Source organism: Cupriavidus sp. 8B (assembly GCF_054589115.1).
The window spans coordinates 1-21,229 of record NZ_BAAILO010000139.1 but is presented as its reverse complement, the minus strand read 5'-3'; the positions used below and the strand labels follow the sequence as shown (position 1 = coordinate 21,229).

Annotated in this window: 21 protein-coding genes; 14 read left to right on the top strand and 7 right to left on the bottom strand. The window is 66.0% G+C overall.

Features of this window, described 5'->3' with window-relative positions; translation table 11 throughout:
• The first annotated feature begins 20 nt into the window (after window positions 1-20).
• The 3 genes from ACYP5B_RS14615 to arsH all read left to right on the top strand — a co-directional run bounded on the left by ACYP5B_RS14615 (window position 21) and on the right by arsH (window position 1,778).
• Entirely contained in the window at window positions 21-401 is a 381-nt protein-coding gene (locus ACYP5B_RS14615; RefSeq protein ID WP_318235209.1) for a VOC family protein, read from the top strand.
• Window positions 402-506: 105 nt separating this feature from the next.
• Window positions 507-860: an ArsR/SmtB family transcription factor gene (locus ACYP5B_RS14610; RefSeq protein ID WP_318235208.1), complete on the top strand. Its 354-nt coding sequence runs from the start codon at window positions 507-509 to the stop codon at window positions 858-860.
• Between the two features lie 153 nt (window positions 861-1,013).
• Complete coding sequence (gene arsH / locus ACYP5B_RS14605) at window positions 1,014-1,778, top strand: arsenical resistance protein ArsH (protein ID WP_400096573.1); 765 nt, start codon at window positions 1,014-1,016, stop codon at window positions 1,776-1,778.
• A 250-nt stretch (window positions 1,779-2,028) separates the two neighbouring features.
• On the opposite strand, the gene ACYP5B_RS14600 is transcribed toward arsH, so the two are convergent.
• From ACYP5B_RS14600 to ACYP5B_RS14570, 7 genes are all read right to left on the bottom strand, one after another.
• Window positions 2,029-2,466 carry an ester cyclase gene (locus ACYP5B_RS14600; protein WP_400096574.1) on the bottom strand — a complete coding sequence of 146 codons (438 nt, stop codon included), beginning with the start codon at window positions 2,464-2,466 and terminating at the stop codon, window positions 2,029-2,031.
• Window positions 2,467-2,544: 78 nt separating this feature from the next.
• Window positions 2,545-3,522: a Bug family tripartite tricarboxylate transporter substrate binding protein gene (locus tag ACYP5B_RS14595; protein ID WP_318235205.1), complete on the bottom strand. Its 978-nt coding sequence runs from the start codon at window positions 3,520-3,522 to the stop codon at window positions 2,545-2,547.
• A gap of 63 nt (window positions 3,523-3,585) precedes the next feature.
• Window positions 3,586-4,392 carry an SDR family NAD(P)-dependent oxidoreductase gene (locus tag ACYP5B_RS14590; RefSeq protein WP_400096575.1) on the bottom strand — a complete coding sequence of 269 codons (807 nt, stop codon included), beginning with the start codon at window positions 4,390-4,392 and terminating at the stop codon, window positions 3,586-3,588.
• A gap of 211 nt (window positions 4,393-4,603) precedes the next feature.
• The gene (locus ACYP5B_RS14585) at window positions 4,604-5,701 is read right to left on the bottom strand and encodes a LacI family DNA-binding transcriptional regulator (RefSeq protein WP_459570196.1); all 1,098 of its coding nucleotides are present in this window, start codon (window positions 5,699-5,701) and stop codon (window positions 4,604-4,606) included.
• Window positions 5,702-5,793: 92 nt separating this feature from the next.
• Window positions 5,794-6,414: a flavodoxin family protein gene (locus ACYP5B_RS14580; RefSeq protein ID WP_318235202.1), complete on the bottom strand. Its 621-nt coding sequence runs from the start codon at window positions 6,412-6,414 to the stop codon at window positions 5,794-5,796.
• A 133-nt stretch (window positions 6,415-6,547) separates the two neighbouring features.
• Window positions 6,548-7,066: a hypothetical protein gene (locus ACYP5B_RS14575; RefSeq protein ID WP_459570195.1), complete on the bottom strand. Its 519-nt coding sequence runs from the start codon at window positions 7,064-7,066 to the stop codon at window positions 6,548-6,550.
• Between the two features lie 99 nt (window positions 7,067-7,165).
• A complete protein-coding gene (locus ACYP5B_RS14570; protein WP_459570194.1) occupies window positions 7,166-7,699 on the bottom strand; it encodes an AAA family ATPase in 534 nt (177 codons plus the stop codon).
• Window positions 7,700-8,051: 352 nt separating this feature from the next.
• Here ACYP5B_RS14570 and ACYP5B_RS14565 point away from each other — a divergent pair, with 352 nt between their 5' ends.
• The 11 genes from ACYP5B_RS14565 (at window position 8,052) to ACYP5B_RS14515 (ending at window position 20,962) form a co-directional block, all read left to right on the top strand.
• Window positions 8,052-8,678 (top strand): DUF2846 domain-containing protein, encoded by a 627-nt coding sequence (locus tag ACYP5B_RS14565; RefSeq protein WP_459570193.1) that lies wholly within the window; start codon window positions 8,052-8,054, stop codon window positions 8,676-8,678.
• An 82-nt stretch (window positions 8,679-8,760) separates the two neighbouring features.
• Complete coding sequence (locus ACYP5B_RS14560; RefSeq protein WP_400096580.1) at window positions 8,761-10,020, top strand: S1 family peptidase; 1,260 nt, start codon at window positions 8,761-8,763, stop codon at window positions 10,018-10,020.
• 125 nt (window positions 10,021-10,145) lie between these two features.
• The gene (locus ACYP5B_RS14555; RefSeq protein ID WP_400096581.1) at window positions 10,146-12,575 is read left to right on the top strand and encodes a penicillin-binding protein 1A; all 2,430 of its coding nucleotides are present in this window, start codon (window positions 10,146-10,148) and stop codon (window positions 12,573-12,575) included.
• 321 nt (window positions 12,576-12,896) lie between these two features.
• Complete coding sequence (locus tag ACYP5B_RS14550) at window positions 12,897-13,577, top strand: CDP-alcohol phosphatidyltransferase family protein (RefSeq protein ID WP_400096582.1); 681 nt, start codon at window positions 12,897-12,899, stop codon at window positions 13,575-13,577.
• On the top strand, window positions 13,574-14,410 hold the full coding sequence (locus tag ACYP5B_RS14545; protein WP_400096583.1) for a HalD/BesD family halogenase: 837 nt from the start codon (window positions 13,574-13,576) through the stop codon (window positions 14,408-14,410). The genes ACYP5B_RS14550 and ACYP5B_RS14545 overlap by 4 nt, the downstream gene beginning before the upstream one ends.
• Window positions 14,407-15,414 carry a flippase-like domain-containing protein gene (locus ACYP5B_RS14540; RefSeq protein ID WP_459570192.1) on the top strand — a complete coding sequence of 336 codons (1,008 nt, stop codon included), beginning with the start codon at window positions 14,407-14,409 and terminating at the stop codon, window positions 15,412-15,414. Before ACYP5B_RS14545 ends, ACYP5B_RS14540 begins: the two co-directional genes overlap by 4 nt.
• A gap of 32 nt (window positions 15,415-15,446) precedes the next feature.
• Entirely contained in the window at window positions 15,447-16,211 is a 765-nt protein-coding gene (locus ACYP5B_RS14535; RefSeq protein WP_150984325.1) for a phosphocholine cytidylyltransferase family protein, read from the top strand.
• The gene (gene aepX / locus ACYP5B_RS14530) at window positions 16,208-17,914 is read left to right on the top strand and encodes a phosphoenolpyruvate mutase (protein ID WP_459570191.1); all 1,707 of its coding nucleotides are present in this window, start codon (window positions 16,208-16,210) and stop codon (window positions 17,912-17,914) included. The genes ACYP5B_RS14535 and aepX overlap by 4 nt, the downstream gene beginning before the upstream one ends.
• Window positions 17,911-19,092, top strand: a complete 1,182-nt coding sequence (gene aepY / locus ACYP5B_RS14525) for a phosphonopyruvate decarboxylase (RefSeq protein ID WP_459570190.1) — start codon at window positions 17,911-17,913, stop codon at window positions 19,090-19,092. Before aepX ends, aepY begins: the two co-directional genes overlap by 4 nt.
• Window positions 19,093-20,157: a 2-aminoethylphosphonate aminotransferase gene (locus ACYP5B_RS14520; RefSeq protein ID WP_459570189.1), complete on the top strand. Its 1,065-nt coding sequence runs from the start codon at window positions 19,093-19,095 to the stop codon at window positions 20,155-20,157.
• A gap of 109 nt (window positions 20,158-20,266) precedes the next feature.
• Window positions 20,267-20,962, top strand: a complete 696-nt coding sequence (locus tag ACYP5B_RS14515) for an MlaC/ttg2D family ABC transporter substrate-binding protein (RefSeq protein ID WP_459570188.1) — start codon at window positions 20,267-20,269, stop codon at window positions 20,960-20,962.
• The last annotated feature ends 267 nt before the right edge of the window (window positions 20,963-21,229 follow it).

The following is a 21,229-nucleotide window of genomic DNA, read 5'->3' as shown; positions in this document are numbered from 1 at the left end:
GTCATTTCAAGGAGCAAGCCATGTTGCGCGACAGTCATGCATTCAGCGGATTCTCGGTTGACGACATCGCCAAGGCCACGAACTTCTATGGCGGTACGCTGGGGCTGGAAGTGTCCGCGAGCGGGGGCATGCTGACCCTGTACATCGCCGGCGGCAACAACGTGCTGCTGTATCCCAAGCCCAACCATGTGCCCGCGACGTTCACCGTGCTGAATTTCCCGGTTAAGAGCGTGGACAAGGCCGTGGAGCAACTCGGCAAGCTCGGCGTGCGCTTCGAGACCTACGATCTGCCCGGGCTGAAGACCGACGAACGGGGGATCTGCCGCAGCGAGGGCGGCCCCGTCATTGCGTGGTTCAAGGACCCGGCCGGCAACATTCTTTCTGTGCTCGAGGCGACATAATCTGTTTTGACCTGGCGTCAAGTGGTCCATGTATCACGTGTTATCGCTTTGCATTAAACTTCAATGATTATTGAAATATCAAAATGATGGCGCTATGATGCGGCCATGAACTCGAACCTGGTTGTCCGCGCCCTTGGCGCCCTGGCCCACGAATCCCGCCTTGCTATCTTCCGCGCGCTGGTGGTTGCCGGCCCGAACGGCATCGCCGCCGGCGAAATCGCCCGACAGCTCGGCATTTCGCCCTCCAGCCTGTCGTTTCACCTGAAGGACCTGTCCCACGCGGAGCTGGTGGCTTCCCGCCAGGACGGCCGCTTCGTGATCTATTCGGCCAACTTCGCGGCCATGGGCGGCCTTGTTGCCTTCCTGACCGAGAACTGCTGTGGCGGGGCGGCATGCGAGGTCCCCGCCGCGCCGGCCTGCTGTGACGCCAAGCCGGAGGTCTCCGATGCGGCACGCTGAATCCGTGATCCGGCAGCATCCGTCAAGGTAGTCAAGGCAATCAAGGTAATCAAGCATGCACGTCCAGATCTATCACAACCCCGACTGCGGCACGTCGCGCGCCAAGGAAGATGGCGAGCGCGTGATCGACGCCGACGGCCGGAGAATCGGCCGATGACGGACGAACTGCGCAACGTCGCGCTGCCGCTGCTGGACATCCCCACCGATCAAAAGCTGGAGCCGCGCAGCGTCTCGACGCATGCGCCGCGCATTCTCCTGCTCTACGGCTCGCTACGCCCGAACTCCTACAGCCGCCTGCTCACGCTCGAGGCCGAGCGGATTCTCAGGCACCTTGGCGCGCAAACCAAGGTGTTCGATCCGCACGGCCTTCCCGTCACGGACAGCGTGCCGGCGGATCATCCGAAGGTGGCCGAGCTGCGCGCGCTGTCCGAATGGTCGGAGGGCCAGGTCTGGTGCAGCCCCGAGCGGCACGGCACGCTGACCGCGGTGTTCAAGAACCAGATCGACTGGTTGCCGCTGGAGATCGGCGGCATCCGCCCCACGCAGGGCCGCACGCTTGCCGTCATGCAGGTCTGCGGTGGCTCGCAGTCGTTCAATGCCGTCAATGCGTTGCGTGTGCTCGGGCGCTGGATGCGCATGGTGACGATCCCGAACCAGTCATCCGTGCCGAAGGCCTACCAGGAATTCGACGCCGATGGCCGCATGAAGCCCTCCGCGTTTTATGACCGGGTGGTCGACGTGATGGAGGAACTGGTCAAGTTCACCTTGCTCGTGCGTGACCGTTCCGCCTACCTGACGGACCGGTACAGCGAGCGCAAGGAGAGTGCGCAGCCGGTTGCAGCGGCGCTTGCCCAGGCCGCGATGGATCATGAACGCGCTGCGCCAGCGCCGGATAGCGACGAGGGCGAAGTCGAGTAGCGTGGTCGACGTGGCTGCGGCGCGGGAAACCGGGCGAAAATCCTGCCAGCACGATGGTTGAGAGCCGCTCGGCGCTACAGATGGCCGGCTGGGCGCGGGCTTACCATAGGCTGCGCAGTCTGCAATGTGCAGATCGACGAATCCCCCGCGCTGAAGTCCGGCGGCAACGCAATGGCGCCTGCTTGCGCACGCGCGTGGGTGGCCGCCCCTGCGCGCACCCGGCGGCGCAGGCGGCCTGAGGCGACATCCGCTACGCAGCGACCAGCCCGAGCGAGCGCAGCTTTGCCCCCTGGTCGAAGTACGGCCGCTCGCAGACGATCTTGTCGCTGTCAGGCGCGAACTCGAACGACGCGGCCATGCGCACGCGAAACGCGCGGCCAGTGGGCGGGTACACGGTGCCGTTCGCTTTCAAGGGACCAAGGTGCGTGCCGGTGAGCCAGAACTCCACCAGTACCGTGTCGCCGGCCGCGGCGATGCTGATGATCTCGTTGGCCTGGTCGGGGAAGGGCGTGCGCGACGACGCAAAGTAGCCGCGCACAGCCTCCTCGCCGTCAAAGACTGCGCCGCCCCCGTGCATCTCGTAGCGCGGATGGGCAAAGGTGGCGATGACGGCGTCCCATTCCCGGGTGCACTCCAGGGCCATGTGGTCGCGCACGGTCTGGATGCGGGCGAGAGACAAACTATCCATGTTCAGGGCTCCGTGATTTGGCATTGTTGGTTGGTTGGTTGGTTGATTGATTGAGTCATTGACGCGCGCAGAAGGCGCTTAGTCCTGCGTGACGCCGGCGGTCTTTGCCACTTCCTTCCATGCCGGGATATCGCGCGCGTTCAGCTTGCCGAGTTCCCCGCCGCTCATCGGCGTGGCCGCGATGCCCATCTCCAGCAGGCGAGCCTTGATCTCCGGCGTGGCCAGCACCTGGTTCAACGCATCCGACAATTTCTGCACGATCGGCTTCGGCGTGCCGGCAGGCACATACAGGCCCCAACGGAACACGCGATCGAAATCGATGCCCTCGTCGACATAGCTCTTCACGCCGGGCAGGCTCGGCGAACGCGAGGTGCAGGTGCCGAGCGCCTTGACCTTGCCGGACTTGACGAAGGGAGTGCCCGAAGTCATGTCCACGTAGCCCAGCTTGATATGCCCGGCAACGATGTCGTTGAGCACCTGCGGCACGGTCTTGTAGGGGATATGCGTCATCGAGGCGCCGGCCAGTTGCTTGAGCACCTCGCCGCAGAATTGCCCCGTGGAGCCTGTGCCCCAGCTGGCGTACTGCACCTCGTTGGGATGGCTCTTGGTGTACGCCACCAGTTCCTTGATGTCGTTCGCGGGAAAGTCATTGCTGGCCACCAGCAGGATGGCGGCCGTGCCGACCTGGCCGATGGCGGTGAAGTCCTTCACTGGGTCGTAGGGCAGCTTGGCGTAGACGGCGGCGTTCAGCATATGCGTGGTCGCGCCGCCGAGCGTGAAGGTGTAGCCATCGGGCGCCGCGCGGGCGACGGCCTGCGTGCCGATGATGCCGGAAGCGCCACCCTTGTTCTCTACCACGATGGGCTGCTTCAGGATGGCCGACATGCGTTCCGCCAGCACCCGGCCAAGGATGTCGCCGCCGGAGCCGGCCGAGATCGGCAGCAACAAGCGGATCGGGTGGGAGGGGTAGTCGGCGGGGGATTCACTGGCTTGCGCTGCGATCGCGGGCGCAGCGAGCGCGGCAAGGAGCGAGGCGGTGGCGAGGTAATGCGGCATGGGGCATCTCCTGTTTCTTTGTTGTGTGCTGCGGCCTGGCTTTTGATTCGTTTTCGGCTTCCGTCAAAGACCCAGCCCGCCATCCACCACCATCTCCAGTCCCGTCACATAACGCGACTCGTCGCAGGCAAGGAACAGCGCCGCGTAGGCAATATCCCATGGCGTGCCTTGCCGGCCCATCGGGCAGCGGCTATTGCGAAACGCGCGCGCGGCCTGCACGGCGGCTTCATCGCCATCGGTCAGGTGGGCCGCATGCGGCGTATCGATCAGGCCGGGCAGGATCACATTGCAGCGCACCTGGTCCGCGGCGTAGCGGCGCGCGAGGATCCGCGTCATATGGTTGAGCGCGGCCTTCGATGCGTTGTAGGAGAGAAAGGGCATCGGGCCCCATTTGCGGCTGGCGATCGACGAGATGTTGATGATCGAGCCGCCGCCCTGCGCGATCATGTGCGGCATCGCCTTCTGGCAGGCGAGCATGGCGCCTTTCAGGTTGATGTCGAACACGCGGTCCCAGGATGCCTCCGTGATGTCCTCGAGCTCGCCGATCTCCTCGATGCCCACGTTGTTGTGCAGTACGTCGATGCGCCGGTAGCGCTCGCGGCAGGCATCCACCATGGCCGCCAGCCGCGCGCCGTCGCGCACGTCAGCCTCGAAGGCGCTGGCGCTTCCGCCCGCCTCCTCGATCTGGCTCGCGGTCCTGCGAGCCAGCGCCAGGTCGCGGTCCACGCACAGCACCCGCGCCCCTTCGCGGGCGTAGACGATGGCAGCGGCTGCGCCGTTGCTGGTGTCGGCGCCGATCGATCCCGCGCCTACGACGATGGCTGCCTTGCCGGCAAGCCGGTTCATCCCTTTGCGATTGCTGTCCGGCATGCTGTGGCTGTCTCCGTGGTGATCTTATGGTGATCTTTGGGTGATCGTTCGCATGGTCCCCGCTACGACGGGTGAGAAAAATATAGCATGGAATTGAAACGTTTCATATAAAGGGTAAACGACCGGCTGCGAGGGGCGGGAGCTAGGGGAGGGAATGCCGGAAAGGCGGCATTGCGCCGCCCGGCAGGGGGCAGGTGAGGAAGCGCAAGCCTTAGCTGGCGCTGGTCTTAGCGCGGCCCCGCGCCGCCTTCCTGCGCCCTTGCGCGTCCACGGCGGCGCATGAATCACGCAGGATCAGCTCGCAGGTCAGCATCAGGTGCCCGGTCGCGTCGGGGCTGCTTTGCGGCTCGAGGCCGGGCTCCATCTCGGCAAGCAGCAGGCGGGCGGCATGGCGCCCCAGGTCCTGCAGGCTCCAGGTGAGCGTGGTCAGCTCGGGCGTATGCACCTGGGCCAGTTCGGTATCGCCCACGCACACCACCGACAGGTCGCCCGGAATGTCCCTGCCGGTCTGGCGTGCCGCCTTGAGCGCGCCTGCGAGCAGCGTCGTGCCCAGCCCAAAGATGGCGGTAGGCGGCGCGGCCTGCTGGAACAGCGCCAGGCATTGCGAAAAAGCGATGTCCATCGAGCTGGTGTCGATGCGCACAAGCTCCAGCGCATCGCCGATGCCGCGCGCGGCGGCAGCCGTCTCGAAGGCATGCCAGCGCTCTCGCGCGGGGCGCAGGTGAGAGCTGGGGAAGAGCAGGGCAATGCGGCGGTGGCCGAGATCGAGCAGATAGTTGGCGGTCTTCAGCGCGCCGCTGAAGTGGTCCACCTTGACGCTGGGCCGATCCGGGGCGATATCGCGGTCCAGGATCACCAGCGGCACGTCCACCTGCGCGATCTGCTGCTGCAGCTTGGCCGAGCTCTCGGAACCGGGCGCGAACAGCACGCCGTCAACGCCGACGCGGGTCACGTCCAGCAGCAGCTCGCATTCGCGTTCGGTGTCGTTATGGGTGTCGACCAGCAGCAAGGTGTAGCCGGCTTCGCGCAGCACATGTTCGGCCGCGCGCACGATCACGCCATAGAAGCGGTTGGTGATGTCCGGCACCAGGCAGGCCACCAGGCGCGAGCGCCGCGAGCGCAGGCTGCGCGCCGCGGCATTGGCGACATAGCCGATCTTGCGCGCCACTTCGAACACGTGGGTGACGGTCACTGCAGACGGGCCGCCGCGCCCCGCCATCACGTTGGAGGCGGTGCCAACCGAAACGCCCGCTTGCTCGGCCAGGTCCTTCAGGGTCGGCTTGCGTTGCGCTGCGGCTGCTTTCTTCATGTCACTTCGCGGATATCGTCGTTTCCTGTGGCTCGCAGTGTAGCACGCTATGAAACGTTTCAATCACGTGGGGTGCGTTGGTGCGCAAGCCTTCACGCCGCCTTCTTCAGCGACGCCAATGCCAGCCGCCCAGCGGCCAGTTGCTGCGCAACTTGCGCAACCCGCGTACCCAGATGCTCGGCCGTGCGCAGGTCTGCCAGCGGCGGCACCACGTCAGCGCTTTCGTCTGCATTCGACTGCGCCGCCGCACCCAGGAAGAAGCCATGGCGATTGAGCGAATCCTCAGTCGACTTCGAGTTGTTGTGGCCAGGGGGCAGGCCAAGGTTGACCCAGTGCATGCCGTGTTGCGCGGAGAAGATCGCGATCTGCTGTAGTGTGGCCAGCTTGTCGCCCGAACGGGAGGCCGAGTTGGTGAACCCGGCCGCCACCTTGTTGGCCCACTTGCCGCCCTTGGCGAAGACGTTGCGCGAGGTGGCGTCCATGAAACCTTTGAACTGCGCCGATGCGCTGCCCATATAGGTGGGCGCGCCGAAGATGATGCCGTCCACGTTTTCCAGGGTGTCCCAGTATTGGTCGATGTCGTCGACGCTGATCAGCAGGCTTTCGACGCCGTCGACACTGGCGGCGCCGCGTGCAACGGCCTGTGCCTGCTTGGCGGTGTGGCCATAGCCGCTGTGGTAGACGATGGCGATTTGGGTAGCGTTGGGGTTCATGATGCGGTGCCTCGACAAAGTTGGAAATATTTGAATTTGGCTCGCATCGCGTGGATCGCTGGATCTGCTTGATTGCTGGGCCGGTGAAGCAAGTCTAGGCGCCGGCCGATTGCGTTGGCGACTGAAATCTCAATTAATCATTGAAATATTTTGAATTATCGGGCGAGTCGGGAAGTTCCGTGCGCCTGGCATTTCGTGCCCACCGTGCCAAGCGCCGGTGACGGTGGCGAAACAGGCATTTCACTACGGCTGCCATCGCCCTGCCACCGCCGGGCAGCCAGGCTGCGGGTCCTCGCAATGCAAAAGTGAGCCGGTCATGCACCTCGCAACCGCCTGGGGTGTCGCGAATCGTCCGTTCGTGCACCCAGCTGCGCATGCTCAGCATCCGCGACGTTTCCTTGAAACGGTAGCCCGGCCCCACCTCCGCCAGCACGATGTCGTCCGCATCCACGGGAAACATGCCAAACGCCAGTAGCCAGCTGCGGCCAAGCCGCTCGCCAAGCGGCAGCTCGCCGATCGCCTTGCCGCGCATGGCGGGCGGCGCCGTCATGCGCAGCCAGGGAAACAACTCGTCGTTGATGCCTTCGGACGTGGTCGCTCGCTGCCATGCCTGGCTGGCACTGATCGGCAGGGGGGAGGCAAGCTCGAACATCAGAGACATGGCGGTTTTCGGCTGGATGGTGAATGGTGAATGTGTTCGCCATGATAGCGAGCCGAGCCATGCGGTCGGATGTCCGCCCGGCCTTGCCTGTCAGGTTGTCGCCGCGCCCGCCTCGGATGGCACATGCCGAATCACGTTGAAACCTTCGTCGGCTGACGGCGCCACAAAGTAGCGCGTGATGGCATCGAACTGCACATCGCTCGTCTCGAACGGGTGCGTGCCGCTGGCGTTGCGCGCGCGCAGGCGGGCCTTGCACAAGGCGTGCGGCGCATCGAGGTAGTGGAGTTGATGCGCTGCGGCCGCCTGCTCGAAGATGGCCCTGGCCCAGCTTCGCGTGGCCGGCGTGTTGGCGGGAAAATCAAGTACGACCGACATGCCAGCCAGTAGCAGCGCGTCGATGTGGCTGGCCATGGCGTCGCGCAGTCTTCCGGCACAGCGGGCATAGTCGGCGACCTCCTGGATCTCGCCGGGATACAGGTGTGATAGCCAGTCGTCCTCGCTGATCAGCACCGTGGCCGGCCGCGCAGCGAGCTGCCGGGCCAGCGTCGATTTGCCGGAGCCGATCTTACCGCAGACCATGTAGAGGACGGCGGGTGTTGCTGCGGCGGGGCGGGTTGGCTGCATCTTCAGGCTCCTTGGCGTTGAAGGCTCCAAGGAGGCGGGCACAAAAAACCCGCCTCGTTGGGCGGGTTGCTTTGTGTGCTCAGGCCACGTGCGCTAACCCACCATCGCAGGGATGGTGCGAATAATCGACGGGGTTTGTGCGTGGGCCATGGTGTGGAGGTTAGCGGATTGCAGGCTTGCCCGCAATCGTCTTTGCGCAGCGGCGTGGAAGCTGGCGTTAATTTCACCCGGGCACTATGGATGAACCCAACTGGGCCCGATGCCTCGTGAACGGCGCTGCCCTTGTCCTATCGTGCCGGCCATTGCAGAATACGGCCACAGCAGAATAGATAACAAGATAACGGGCACAGGGATGAGATTCACAGGCGTGTTGATCGCCGGGGTTGCGGCGTCCATTTTGGCCACGGGTTGCGCAACGGGGCCGTCCTACGAGGAAGTCAAGCAAACCATGCCGCCACTGCGTGCCGGGGAGGGGCGGATCTTCTTCCTTCGCTCCTCATCGCTTGTGGGCGCTGCCATCCAGCCGGAACTGCGGATCGACGAAGAAGTGGTAGGACGTAGCCGGCCAGGCGGGTTTTTCTACGCGGATCGCAAACCGGGCAGCTATGTCGCCTCCGGCACGACAGAGGTCGAGACGCGTTTCCTGTTCGACCTGGCCGCCGGCGAGACCAAGTACCTGCGCAGCGCCATTACCATTGGCTTTCTGGCCGGGCGCTTGCAGCTGACCGAGGATAGCGCCGCCAACGCCAAGGGCGAACTGCCCTCGCTGGCTTACACCGGCGAGGTGCCGGTGTCGGGTCCGGACGCCCAGCCCGGGGCGGGGGAGCGCAAGCCGGCCACGCTTGCCGCCGCCGCGCCTGCAGTGCCGCTGGCGCGGCAAGTGGCACCGGCTCCGGCTGTCCCCTCGCGCGCCGCGCAGCCGGCCGAAGCCGGCCCGGTGCGCATGGACGATCTGCGCTACCTGATGCAGCCGCGCTGAACGATCGCAGCGTCGCTACGTTGCCGTGAGCGCGGCATTTACTCTCACAGTCTTCCAGCACATGACAACGTCACCGCAACCTATGCGCCGCCCCGCCCTGATCGCCGTTCCCGTCTTCCTGGCGCTCGCCGCCGCCAATGCCAGCGCGCTCGATGCCCCGCACCTGCTGGCCAAGCTCACACCAAGCATCTATGCCGTGCGGGCAACGGGCCCCAACAACGCGCCGCTGGCATCGGGGTCCGCCGTGGTAATTGGCCCGGGGCAATTGGTCACCGCTTGCCACGTGCTGGCCGGCGCGCGCGCGATTGCCGTGCGGCGCGACAATGTGAGCTACGATGCCACGCTGGAAGCGCCGGACGTGGATCGCGACCTGTGTTTGCTGCGGGTTGCGAACTTCAATGCGCCGGCCGTCAGCGTGTCGGCGGCGGCGGCGCCGTCGTTTGGGCAGAGGGTGCTTGCGGCAGCCAGTCCGGAGGCCACGGGCGTGGTCGTGCTGGACGGCAGCGTATCCGGATTGCGCGCGGGCTCGGACGGCAAGCTGGACCGCATCGAGGTCACGCTCGATTTCCCGGCGACGGCCAGCGGCGGCGGCTTGTTCGATGAGACGGGCCGGCTCGTGGGCATCCTGTCGGCACGGCGCGCGCCCGGCGAAAAGCTCAAGGCATTGCCGGCCAGCTGGATCGCATCGATCAAGGAGCGCGGCGTGGCGGCGATGGCCAGCTATCGCTCGTCTGGGCCAGCGCCGGTGGCTGCGGCGCCTGTGGTGGATGACGCCGGCGCTGCGCCGGCGGGCAGCGAGTCGCCCCGCGTCGGCGAGATCTGGCGCTACGAACTGCTAGACAAGCTGACACGCAAACGGCGCGATGTTTTATACCGCGTCGACCGTGTCGAAGGGGAGCGGGTTACGTTCAACCAGGGCGCCCGATTGGAGACCCTCGACGGCCGTCTTGAGCGGATCATCACGCCCAGCGGTGGCGAGTTCGATGGCGCATCGCCGCCGCGCGGCTGGGTGCCGGAAGACGTGAAGCCGGGCGCGCGATGGAAATACAGCTACAGGCAGGTTGGCACCGAGATGCGCACGGAACTGAGCGGCGAGGTGACCGGGGAGTCCACCATCACGGTGCCTGCCGGCAGCTTCCGCGTCTTGCGCCTGGCCTACAAGGGCTATGTGATGCGACCGTTCTATGGCTTTTCGAATGGCGCGGAATCCTCGGTGCCTTACACGGCGGTGGCGTGGTACGCCCCGGAACTCAAGCGCGTGGTGCGCTTCGACGCCAGCTACGCGTCCAAGTACGAACGCGTGGACGAAAGCCTGGTGCTTGCGGAGCACCGCGTCGACTGAACCGGCCCCCGATGCGGCCCTGATTCCCTGGCGTTGGACAAGATCCAGGGCGCAGCAAGCGATTTTGGTAGGATGCAGGCCTTTCTCCGCGCCGGAATGTGACTCCGACCAATGTTGCTTGCTTCATGAATCTGGCCCAGATCAAAACCCTCGCCGCCGAGCGGCTTGCCCGCCTGCGGCGCCCCACGCGCCGCGGCGTGGCCAAGGCAGTGGCCGCCGTGCCGGTGCTGTTCCTGCTCTATGTGCTGATGCTGATTCCCTTCACCCCGGGCATCAGCGATATCCGCAAGGCCAAATCCGACCAGCCCGCGCAGATCCTATCGGCCGATGGCAAGCCGCTGGCCGTGTTCAAGTGGGCCAACCGCGAATGGGTCCGCCTGGCCGATATCTCGCCCAATGTGACGACGGCGCTGATCGCCACCGAGGATCACCGCTTCTACCAGCACTTCGGCCTGGACTGGCGCCGCATGGGCTCGGCCGCGCTGCATACCTTCTCCGGCGACCGGCAAGGTGGCTCCACCATCACGCAGCAGCTGGCCCGCAATCTCTATCCCGACGAGATCGGCCGCGCGCCCACGCTCACGCGCAAGCTCAAGGAAGCCATCACGGCGCTGAAGATCGAGGCGCTCTATACCAAGGACGAGATCCTCGAGACCTATCTCAACACCGTACCGTTCCTGTACAACGCTTACGGCATCGAGATGGCGGCGCGCACCTACTTCGATAAATCCGCAGGCCGGCTGGATGTGCTGGAAAGCGCCACGCTGATCGGCATGCTCAAGGGCAACAGCTACTACAACCCGGTCATCAACCCCGAGCGCGCCGTGCAGCGGCGCAATACCGTGCTGGCGCAAATGGTCAAGTACCAGAAGCTGGAGCCGGCGAAGTACGAGTTGCTGAAAAAGCGCCCGCTGCGCATCGACTTCGAGCGGCAGACCGAGCCGCCCGGCCCGGCGCCGCACTTCGCCCAGCAGCTGCGCAAATGGCTGATCACCTGGGCGGACCGCAACGACTACAACATCTACACCGACGGGCTGGTGGTGCGCACCACCATCGATTCGCGCCTGCAGGCGCTGGCCAACCAGGCGGTGGCGCGCCAGGGCAGCCAGTTGCAAGGCATCGCCGACGCCGCGTGGGCGCCGCGCTCCGGCTGGGCGGCCAACAAGGACCTGGTGCAGGCCTTTGTGCGCGAGACGCCGGCGTACCGCGCGGCCAGGGAGTCCGGGCAGACGCCCGAGGCGGCCATGACGCAACTGCTGGCGGACCACGCCTTCATGCAGGCGTTGCGCCAGTCCAAGACCCGCATCCAGGCCGGCTTCCTCGCGCTCGACCCGCGCACCGGCGAGATCAAGGCCTGGGTAGGCAGCCGCGACTTCACCCTGGACGCCTTCGACCACGTCCAGCAGGCGCAGCGCCAGCCGGGCTCCACGTTCAAGCCGTTCGTGTATGGCGCCGCGTTCGAGCAAGGCGCCAAGCCGGACGACACCTTCGTCGACCAGGCCGTGGAAATCCCGCTCGCCGGCGGCGAGGTCTGGCGGCCCTCCGACGATGGCCCCCCGAGCGGGCGTGCCATGAGCCTGCGCGACGGCCTGGTGTATTCCAAGAACACCATCACCGCGCAACTGATGCAAAGCGTCGGCCCGGCCAAGGTGGCCAAGCTGGCGCGCGCCATGGGCGTGCGGCAAAGCCGGCTCGATACGGTGCCCTCGCTGGCGCTTGGCACCAGCCCGGTCACCTTGAAGGAGATGGTCAGCGCCTACGGCACCATCGCCAACCAGGGCGCCTACCTGGAGCCGGTGATGGTCACCCGCATCGAAGACCGCAAGGGCGAGGTGCTGGAGACGTTCCACCCCGCGTCACCCGAGCAGGCGCTGCCTGTTGCCACCGTGCAGACGCTGCTCGACGTGATGCGCGGCGTGATCGACCGCGGCACCGGCACGAGCATTCGCACGCGCTTCGGCATTCGCGCGGATGTTGCCGGCAAGACCGGCACCACGCAAGACAATGCCGATGGCTGGTTCATCCTGATGCATCCGCAACTGGTTGCCGGCGCGTGGGTCGGGTTCAACGACAGCCGGGTGACGCTGCGCAGCGACTACTGGGGCCAGGGCGCGCACAGCGCGCTGCCCATGGTGGGCGACTTCTTCCAGCGCTCGCTGCGGTCCCGCATGATCGATGCGAACGTCCGCTTCGTGGAGCACAAGGAGACCGGCCTCTTTGAAGCGTTGGGCTGGACGATACGCGGCTGGTACCAGCGATGGTTCGGGCCGGCGGCCAAGCCGGAAGCCCCACCCGCGCCCAAGCGCGTTGCGCGCCCTGCGCCGGAGGCGGCGGCTGCGGAGCAGGAAACCAGCGTGGCAGCATCGGCGGTGCCGCCCGCGTTGCAGGGCGTGAGCGGCCCGGCCGCTGAGCAAGGCGCCGTCGATGCGGGGTCGGCGCCGGCACCGGCCAGCTCGCCGGCGGAGGTCTCGGCTAGCGTGCCGCCGGCCATTGCTGCGCCATCCTTCACGCAGGACGATGCCAGGGTGCGGACCGGCGAAAGCAGCCAGCCCTGAAGCGGGGCCGGGCCCGGGGCGACGCTGATCGCGGCACCGCCTGCTGGAGCATCGCTGCTTGGCTGGCAGGCATCAGGCAGCCCCTTTGCAGGGCCGGGGACCTTCTGGACGGCTTGATCCCGGCAGGCCAAATATTGCGCCCGGGTGGTGTCCGCGCTTACCGTTGCCGGTGACATCGCTTAACATAGCGGTTTGACTGGCGTATGCCCCTACAGCGGCCCGGCCGGCCTTGCGGCGTTGAGTCTACGCAATGCAAGGTGCGCGAACGGGCGCTAGTATGCGAGCCGTGCGGCAGCTTTCCTGCCGGTGGACCTTTTCCAGATGAACAAAAATCCAAAGAATTCTCTTGGCGAGCCTCCCGCTCCGCGTACCTGGGACGCCCGTCTGGCGCGCGCGCTTGTCCGCCCGCTCAAGGACTCCTGGATCACCCCGAACCACCTGACCACCCTGCGGCTCGTGATCGGCCTTGCCGGGGTAGCCTGCCTGATGCAGGGCGGTTTCGCGTGGACCAATTGCGGTGCTTTGCTGATCGTGCTGTCCAACTTCCTGGACCACACTGACGGCGAATTGGCGAGAATTAGCGGTAAATCGAGCAAAATAGGCCATTTTTACGATCTGGCGAGCGATGCGCTGATAACCGTCCTGCTCTTCGTGGGCATGGGCGTAGCCATTTCGGGGCAGGCCGCGGCAGACACGATGTCGCCCGTCTTGCAAGGCACGCTCGCGGGCGTGGCGGTGGCGCTGATCTTCTTCCTGCGCATGCGGATCGAGTCGCGTGTCGGGAAAAGCGGGACGAAGCAAGCTTCTGCGGGCGGCTTCGAGACAGAAGACGTACTTTACCTGCTTCCGCTCGTTACTTTGAGCAGCGGCGTCGCCCCGTTCCTGATGGCAGCGTCGATCGGTGCTCCCCTGTTCGCGGCCTGGGTCATCATCGACTACTGGCGTGTGATGCGGCGTCCCCTGCCTGCCACGGCTTCGACGGAGATCAGGGGAACACGATGAGCGAGCAAGCCAACGACATCACGCTGGACGGCCCGTCCCCCGCTTCCGTTACTCCCCGCCAGCAGGCGGTCCCGAGCGCCGGCGCCAGGCTGCCCAACCCCGACGCCTCGGTGGCCGAGCGCACCACCCGGCTCGACAGCAAGCAACTGCGCGCCGATTTCGTGCGCCAGGGCGCCTTCCTGCACCTGGAGCAATTCCTGGCGCCGGAAGTCACCGCGCAACTGGCGGCCAGCGCCCGCGCGCTGGTGCCGCAGATCAACCGCAATTACCTGCCCGGCCACAAGCAAGGCGGCAGCGTCAGCCGGCACACCATTGACGAGCTCGCGCCGTTTATCGCCGAGCTGTACCGGTCGAAGGCGCTGATCGGCTGGCTCGAGCAGATGTGCGGCGAGAAGCTGCTGGTCTCCCCCGACTCCGATCCCCACGCCTATGCGCTGTATTACTACACGCGCCAGGGTGACCACATCGGCTGGCACTACGACACCTCCTATTACGACGGCCGCCGCTACACGCTGCTGCTGGGCGTGATCGAGGAATCCTCCTGCCGCCTTGACTACGAACTGCACACGCGCGATGCGGATGTGCCCGATGAGCCCGGCTCGGTGCAGACCACGCCCGGCGGGCTGGTGTTCTTCGACGGCGACAAGCTGCGCCACCGCATCACGCCGGCCGGCGCCAACGAGATGCGCGTGTCGCTGACGTTCGAGTACGTGACCGATCCGGGCATGCGCCCGTGGCTGCGCTTCATCTCCAATATGAAGGACGCGGTCGCCTATTTTGGCTTCAGGCAGGTGTTCAAGAGACTGGTGCCGGGCCGGAAGCCCCGCCCATGACCCGTGCTGCCATGCTTTTCCTGTCGATCGGCGCGGCGCTCTTTGTCGCGCTGCTCGCCTGGCAGGGATTCGGCTCCGTCGCGTCGACGCTGATGTCGGCAGGCTGGGGCCTGGTGCTGGTCGCCGCGTTCCACCTGCTGCCGCTGGTGCTGGACGCCGGCGCCATCTTCGTCCTGTTCGACCGCCGGGCCGGCCACGGCACCATGCGCGACGCGCTGCTGGCACGCTGGGCCGGCGAATCCGTCAACAGCCTGCTGCCGGCGGGGCAGATCGGCGGCCCGGTCCTGATGGTGCGCCACCTGGCGCACCGCGGCACGCGCATGCGCGACGCCGCCGCGGCCATCACCGTCAGTACCACCATGCAGGCGCTGGCGCAGATGGTCTTTGCCTTTACCGGCCTGGCGCTGTTTGGCTTGTATGGCGGGCATGATGCGCTCTCCGACCTGCGCACGCCAACGCTGGTCGTCACCGCCGTGCTTGCGCTGTGCATCGCGGGTTTCTACGTGGTGCAGAAGCGCGGCCTGTTCGGCCGGGTGCTGCGCCTGTTGTCGAAGGTGTTCGGCAAGCGCGACTGGTCGGGGCTGACCATGCGCGCCGATGCCGTGGACGCGGCCGTGCAAGGCATGTACCGCGACCGCCGCAAGGTGGCGTCCACTTTCGCGCTGAGCCTGGTTGGCTGGCTGGTTGGCACCGGCGAAGTCTGGTTGGCCCTGCATTTCCTCGGGCATCCCGTCAGCTGGCTCGACGCCTTGCTGCTGGAGAGCGTGGGGCAGGCGATCCGCGGCGCGGCCTTTGCCATTCCCGGCTCGCTGGGGGCGCAGGAAGGCGGCTACCTGTTGCTGGCGCCCATCGTCGGCCTTCCGCCCGATGCGGCGCTGGCGCTGTCCCTGGCCAAGCGTGCCCGCGAGATCGGGCTCGGCGCGCCGGGGCTGCTGTATTTACATTTGAGTGAACGAAAATTCCAACGGCGGCGTGCGGCAGGTGTGCAGCGGCCCGCCGATTGATCGATGGCAATTTGCATGGGTGCGGAGAACGAATGCGAGCAATCATCCTTGCCGCGGGCCTAGGCCTGCGACTTCAGCAACAACCCGGGGAGCAATTCCCCAAGTGCCTGCTGCGTTTTGAGGGCATCACCCTGCTGGAGCGGCATCTGCGCATGCTCGACGCGGCTGGGGTGGACGAGATCGTGCTGGCGCTCGGCTTCCAGCCGGAACACGTCGAAGCCGAGCTGGTAAGGCTGGGGCGCGACCCCTATCCGGAGATCGTGCTGAACCCGCGTTATGACCTGGGCAGCGTCCTGACCGTGCATACGGTGGCCGATGCGCTCACGCGCGGCGGCGACGTGCTGCTGATGGATGCCGACGTGCTCTACGACGAGCGCATTCTCAGCGCGCTGGTGGCGGGCGGCACCACCAACCGCCTCTTGATCGACCGCGATTTCGAAGCCGGTGACGAGCCGGTCAAGCTGTGCCTGAAAGACGGCGTGCCGGTGGAGCTGCGCAAGCAGCTCGCGGTTGGCCTGGAATATGACACCATTGGCGAGTCGGTTGGTTTCTTCCGCTTCCAGGAACAAACCGCGCGCCGCCTGGCGCAGATCGTCCAGGGCTATGTCGACAGCGGCCGCTCGAATATGCCGCACGAGGAAGCGGTGCGCGACCTCTTGCTCGAAGGCGGCCACGTGTTCGATGTGGCCGACGTGAGCGGCGCGCCGTGGATCGAGATCGACTTCCCGAACGACGTGGCGCGCGCGCGCGACGAAGTCCTGCCCGAACTTCAGCCGATTGTTGGAGTAGCACAATGAACGCGATTGACCCGATTTTCTCGACTGCCTCGCGCAGTGCCCGGCTGCGCCAGATGATTGTCGGCAACGAGCTGGAATTCATGATGGAAGCCCACAACGGGCTGTCAGCGCGCATCGTGCGCGAGGCCGGTTTCAAGGCCATCTGGGCTTCGGGCCTGGCGATCTCCGCCCAATACGGCGTGCGCGACAACAACGAAGCCAGCTGGACCCAGGTGGTCGACACGCTGGAGTTCATGGCGGATGCCAGCGACCTGCCGATCCTGCTGGACGGCGACACCGGCTACGGCAACTTCAACAATGTGCGCCGCCTGGTGCGCAAGCTCGAGCAGCGCGGCATTGCCGGCGTGTGCATCGAGGACAAGCAGTTTCCCAAGACCAACAGCTTTATCGACGGCGAGCGCCAGCCGCTGGCCGAGGTCGATGAGTTCTGCGGCAAGATCAAGGCCGGCAAGGATTCGCAGTCGGACGACAACTTCTCCATCGTCGCCCGCGTGGAAGCCCTGATCGCCGGCTGGGGCATGGACGAAGCCCTGCGCCGCGCCGAGGCCTATCGCCAGGCCGGCGCAGACGCCATCCTGATCCACAGCAAGCTGTCGCGCCCGGACGAGATCCTGCAGTTCGCGCGCGAGTGGGCCGGCCGTGGCCCTCTGGTGATCGTGCCGACCAAGTACTACAGCACCCCGACCGAAGCCTTCCGCAAGGCCGGCATCAGCGTGGTGATCTGGGCCAACCACCTGATCCGCGTGGCGGCCTCGTCGATGCAGGCCGTGGCCAAGGAAATCCACGACAGCGAGACGCTGGTCAACGTGGAAGACCGCATCGCCTCCGTCAACGAGATCTTCCGCCTGCAGGACGCCGACGAATACTCGACCGCGGAGAAGATCTACCTGTCCGGTTCGCAAGCGCCGGGCGCGGCGGTGGTGCTGGCGGCGGGCCGCGGCACCGGCCTGGAGCCCCTCACCGAGGACCGTCCCAAGGTCATGCTGCCCGTGGCCGGAAAGCCGCTGCTGCGCTGGCTGGTGGACGCGTTCAAGAAGCAATCGATCAACGACATCACCGTGGTGGGCGGCTACCAGGCCAAGGCCATCGACACGGCCGGCATCAAGCTGGTGGTCAATGAGCAGTACGCCCAGACCGGCGAGCTTGCGTCGCTGGCGTGCGCCGTCGACGGTTTGCACACGGATACCGTGATCGCCTACGGCGACCTGCTGTTCCGCAGCTATATCCTGCGCGACCTGCTGGAAAGCGATGCGCCGTTCAGCGTGGTGGTGGACTCGTCGCTGACCACGGAGTCGAACCAGAGCGTGCGCGACTTCGCCTATTGCTCCGCGCCGGACGACCGCGACCTGTTCGGCCAGAAGATCCTGCTGCGCCATGTGTCCAGCAAGGGCCAGGAGCCGGGCGCCGCGCAAGCGCCGGCACCGCACGGCCGCTGGATCGGCCTGCTGAACGTGCGCGGCCAAGGCCGCGTGCGCCTGCAGAAGCTGGTTGCCGAGCTGCGCAAGCGCGATGACTTCGATACGCTGGACATGCCCGCGCTGCTCAACGCGCTGGTTGAAGCCGGCGAAGAGATCGAAGTGAAGTATGTGCACGGCCACTGGCGCGGCGTGAACGACCTCGACGACTTCCGTCGCGCGGGCGATTTCGCGCATACGCAGACGCCGTTCGCGGTTGGCAGCACGGACGCAGAGGAAGCCCGATGATCGAAGCGGCACAGTTTGTCGAGGCCGCGCGCGCGCGGGGCTTCGACTGGTATGCCGGGGTGCCCTGCTCGTACCTGACGCCGTTCATCAACTACGTGCTGCAGGATCCGTCGCTGCATTACGTATCGGCGGCGAACGAAGGCGATGCGGTGGCGCTGATTGCCGGCGTGACGCTGGGGGCGCAGGGCGGCCGCCGGGGCGTCACGATGATGCAGAACTCCGGTCTTGGCAATGCGGTCAGCCCGCTGACCTCGCTCACGTGGACGTTCCGCTTGCCGCAGTTGCTGATCGTGACGTGGCGCGGGCAGCCGGGCGTTGCCGACGAACCGCAGCATTCGCTGATGGGGCCGGTCACGCCGACGATGCTCGACACCATGGAGATTCCGTGGGAAACCTTCCCGACCGACCCGGCCGAGGTTGGCCCGGCGCTGGACCGCGCGGTGGCGCATATGGACGCCACCGGCCGTCCGTACGCGCTGGTGATGCAAAAGGGCAGCGTCGCGCCGTATGAACTCAAGCAGCAGGAGCGGCCCGCGCCGCGCCCGAAATGCACGCCGCTTTCAACGGTGCAGGGCGCCTCGCGCGACGGCCTGCCCACGCGCCGCGAGGCCCTGCAACGCGTGATCGCCCATACGCCGACGGACAAGACGGTGGTGCTGGCATCCACGGGCTTTTGCGGCCGTGAGCTCTACGCGCTCGATGACCGCGCCAACCAGCTCTATATGGTGGGCTCGATGGGTTGCCTCACGCCCTTCGCGCTCGGCCTTGCGCTCGCGCGTCCGGACCTGGACGTGGTCGCCGTGGACGGCGACGGCGCGGCGCTCATGCGCATGGGCGTGTTCGCCACGCTTGGCGCCTATGGCCCGGGCAACCTCACGCATGTGCTGCTGGACAACGGCGTGCATGACTCCACCGGCGGGCAGGCGACCGTGTCGCGCAATGTCTCGTTTGCCGGCGTGGCGTCCGCTTGCGGCTATGCGTCGGCGGCCGAGGGCGACCATCTCGACTTGCTCGACCAGGCACTCACGGCCGCGCAAGCAAGCGCCGCCGGCCCGCGTTTTGTCGCGCTGACGATCAGCGCCGGCACGCCGGACGGCCTGCCGCGCCCGACCATCACCCCGGTCGATGTGAAGACGCGCCTGGCGCGACACATCGGTGCCGACCAAGGAGGGAAGTAAATGCTGCTACTCAATCCGGGCCCCGTTACCCTGTCGGAACGGGTCCGCCAAAGCCTGCTGCAGCCTGACCTGTGCCACCGCGAAAGCGAGTTCTTCGACCTGCAGGACGAAGCGCGCGCACGCCTGCTGAATATCTACGAACTGGATCCTGCCGAATGGGCCGCGGTCCTGATGACGGGCTCCGGCACGGCGGCGGTGGAGAGCATGATCGCCGCGCTGGTGCCCGAGCAAGGCAAGCTGCTGATCGTGCAGAACGGCGTGTACGGCGAGCGCATTACGCAGATCGCCACGCAGTACCGCATTGCCCACGAGGTGGTCGCGCACGACTGGATGCAGGCACCCGACCTCAAGCGCATTGCCGCCGCGCTCGACGCGGACCGCGCGATCACGCACGTGGCGGTGATTCATCATGAAACCACCACCGGGCGCCTGAACGACCTGCAGGCACTGGACGCACTGTGCCGCGCGCGGGACGTGCGCCTGCTGGTGGATGGCGTGAGCAGCTTCGGCGCCGAGGCGATCGATTTCGGCGGCAGCATTGCCGCGGTGGCGGCCACGGCCAACAAGTGCCTGCATGGCGTGCCGGGCGCATCGTTCGTCATTGTGCGGCGCAGCGCGCTGGAGCAAGCCGCCAGCCGGACGTACTACCTGGATCTCGGGCGGCTCGCGCGCTTGCAGGACCAGCGCAATACGCCGTTCACGCCGTCGGTGCATGCCTATTACGCGCTGGTGGAGGCGCTGCGTGAGCTGGAGGAGGAGGGCGGCTGGCGCGCCCGCCATGCGCGCTATGCGGCCCTTGCCGAGCGCGCGCGCGCCGGGCTTGAGGCCTTGGGCATGCCGGCCCTGTGGCCGTCAGAGCAGTCCTCGGTGGTGCTGCGGGCTTACCGCTTGCCCGCCGGCTTGTCGTATCCCCAGTTGCACGACGGCCTGAAGGAGCGTGGCTTTGTCATCTACGCGGGGCAGGGTGGGCTGTCGGCCGAGTTGTTCCGCATTTCCACGATGGGCGATATCCAGATGGATGACATCGAGCGATTGCTGCAGGGCTTCAAGGCGCTGACGCAGTAATTGTCTTGCCGGCCACTGTCGTTTCCGTCATTTTATTTTTGGCGGCAAAGCACTAGCATTAGGCAAGAGATGCGGGTCTCCCGGGCTCCCGGGAGACCGCATCCCCCTAGTGGAGGACATCGCGATGCCTCGCCGTCTCCGCCTTGCCATTGCCGGATGCAACGCCCCGGCGCTTGCAGTGTTCGCCGGATTGATCGTTGTCCTTGGCGCGTCCCTCCCCATCCCTGCCTTGGCCGCAACGCCTGGCGAGAGCGCTGGGCCTGCAGGTGTGGATCGTTCTGCCCCGGACCGCATGGTCCGCGCCGCCGTCGAAGGCGTTCTCAGCACCATCCAGGCCAATCCCGATACCCGCAACGGCGATCTCGACAAGATCACGGCCGTGGTGCGCCGGCAGTTCCTGCCTTATACCGATTTCCAGCGCACCACGCGGCTTGCGGTGGGCGGCGCTTGGCGCAGCGCCTCGCCGGAGCAGCAAAAGCAACTCTACGAGCAGTTCGAGACACTGCTGGTGCGCAGCTACGCCCTGTCCTTGTCGCAAGTGCGCGACCAGACACTGAAGTTCCGCTATAAGGCGCCGCGCATCAGCGGCAACGATGTAGTGGTCGAGACCAGCATGACCAACAAAGGGGACGTGGTACAGATCGATTACCGGCTGCAGCGCGGCCCAGCGGGCTGGGCCATCTACGACATCAATATGAGTGGTGCCTGGCTGATCGAGGTCTATCGGCGGCAGTTCGCCGACATCGTCGCGAAGAGCGGCATCGATGGCCTGGTCAAGTACCTGGCCAACCACAACGCCGCCTAGTATCCCGTTCCGATGATTCGTTCGCAAAGTCTGTTGAGCTTGGAGCAGGAATTGTGGGTTGGGGGAAGTGTGCGATGTGTATCGCTTGTGGCCCGCTGACGCGGGGGGCTCTTGTGGGCGGGGTTTTCATGCTTCTAGCTGCTGTCGCGGCTGTACGGGGTTGGCCGTTTTGGAACGTGTGAGATGTCACTTTTCTTTACTCGTAAAGAGGGTGAGGACAAATTCAGGCATTGGTCAATCGGCGTACGAGCAAACGTGCCTGAGATA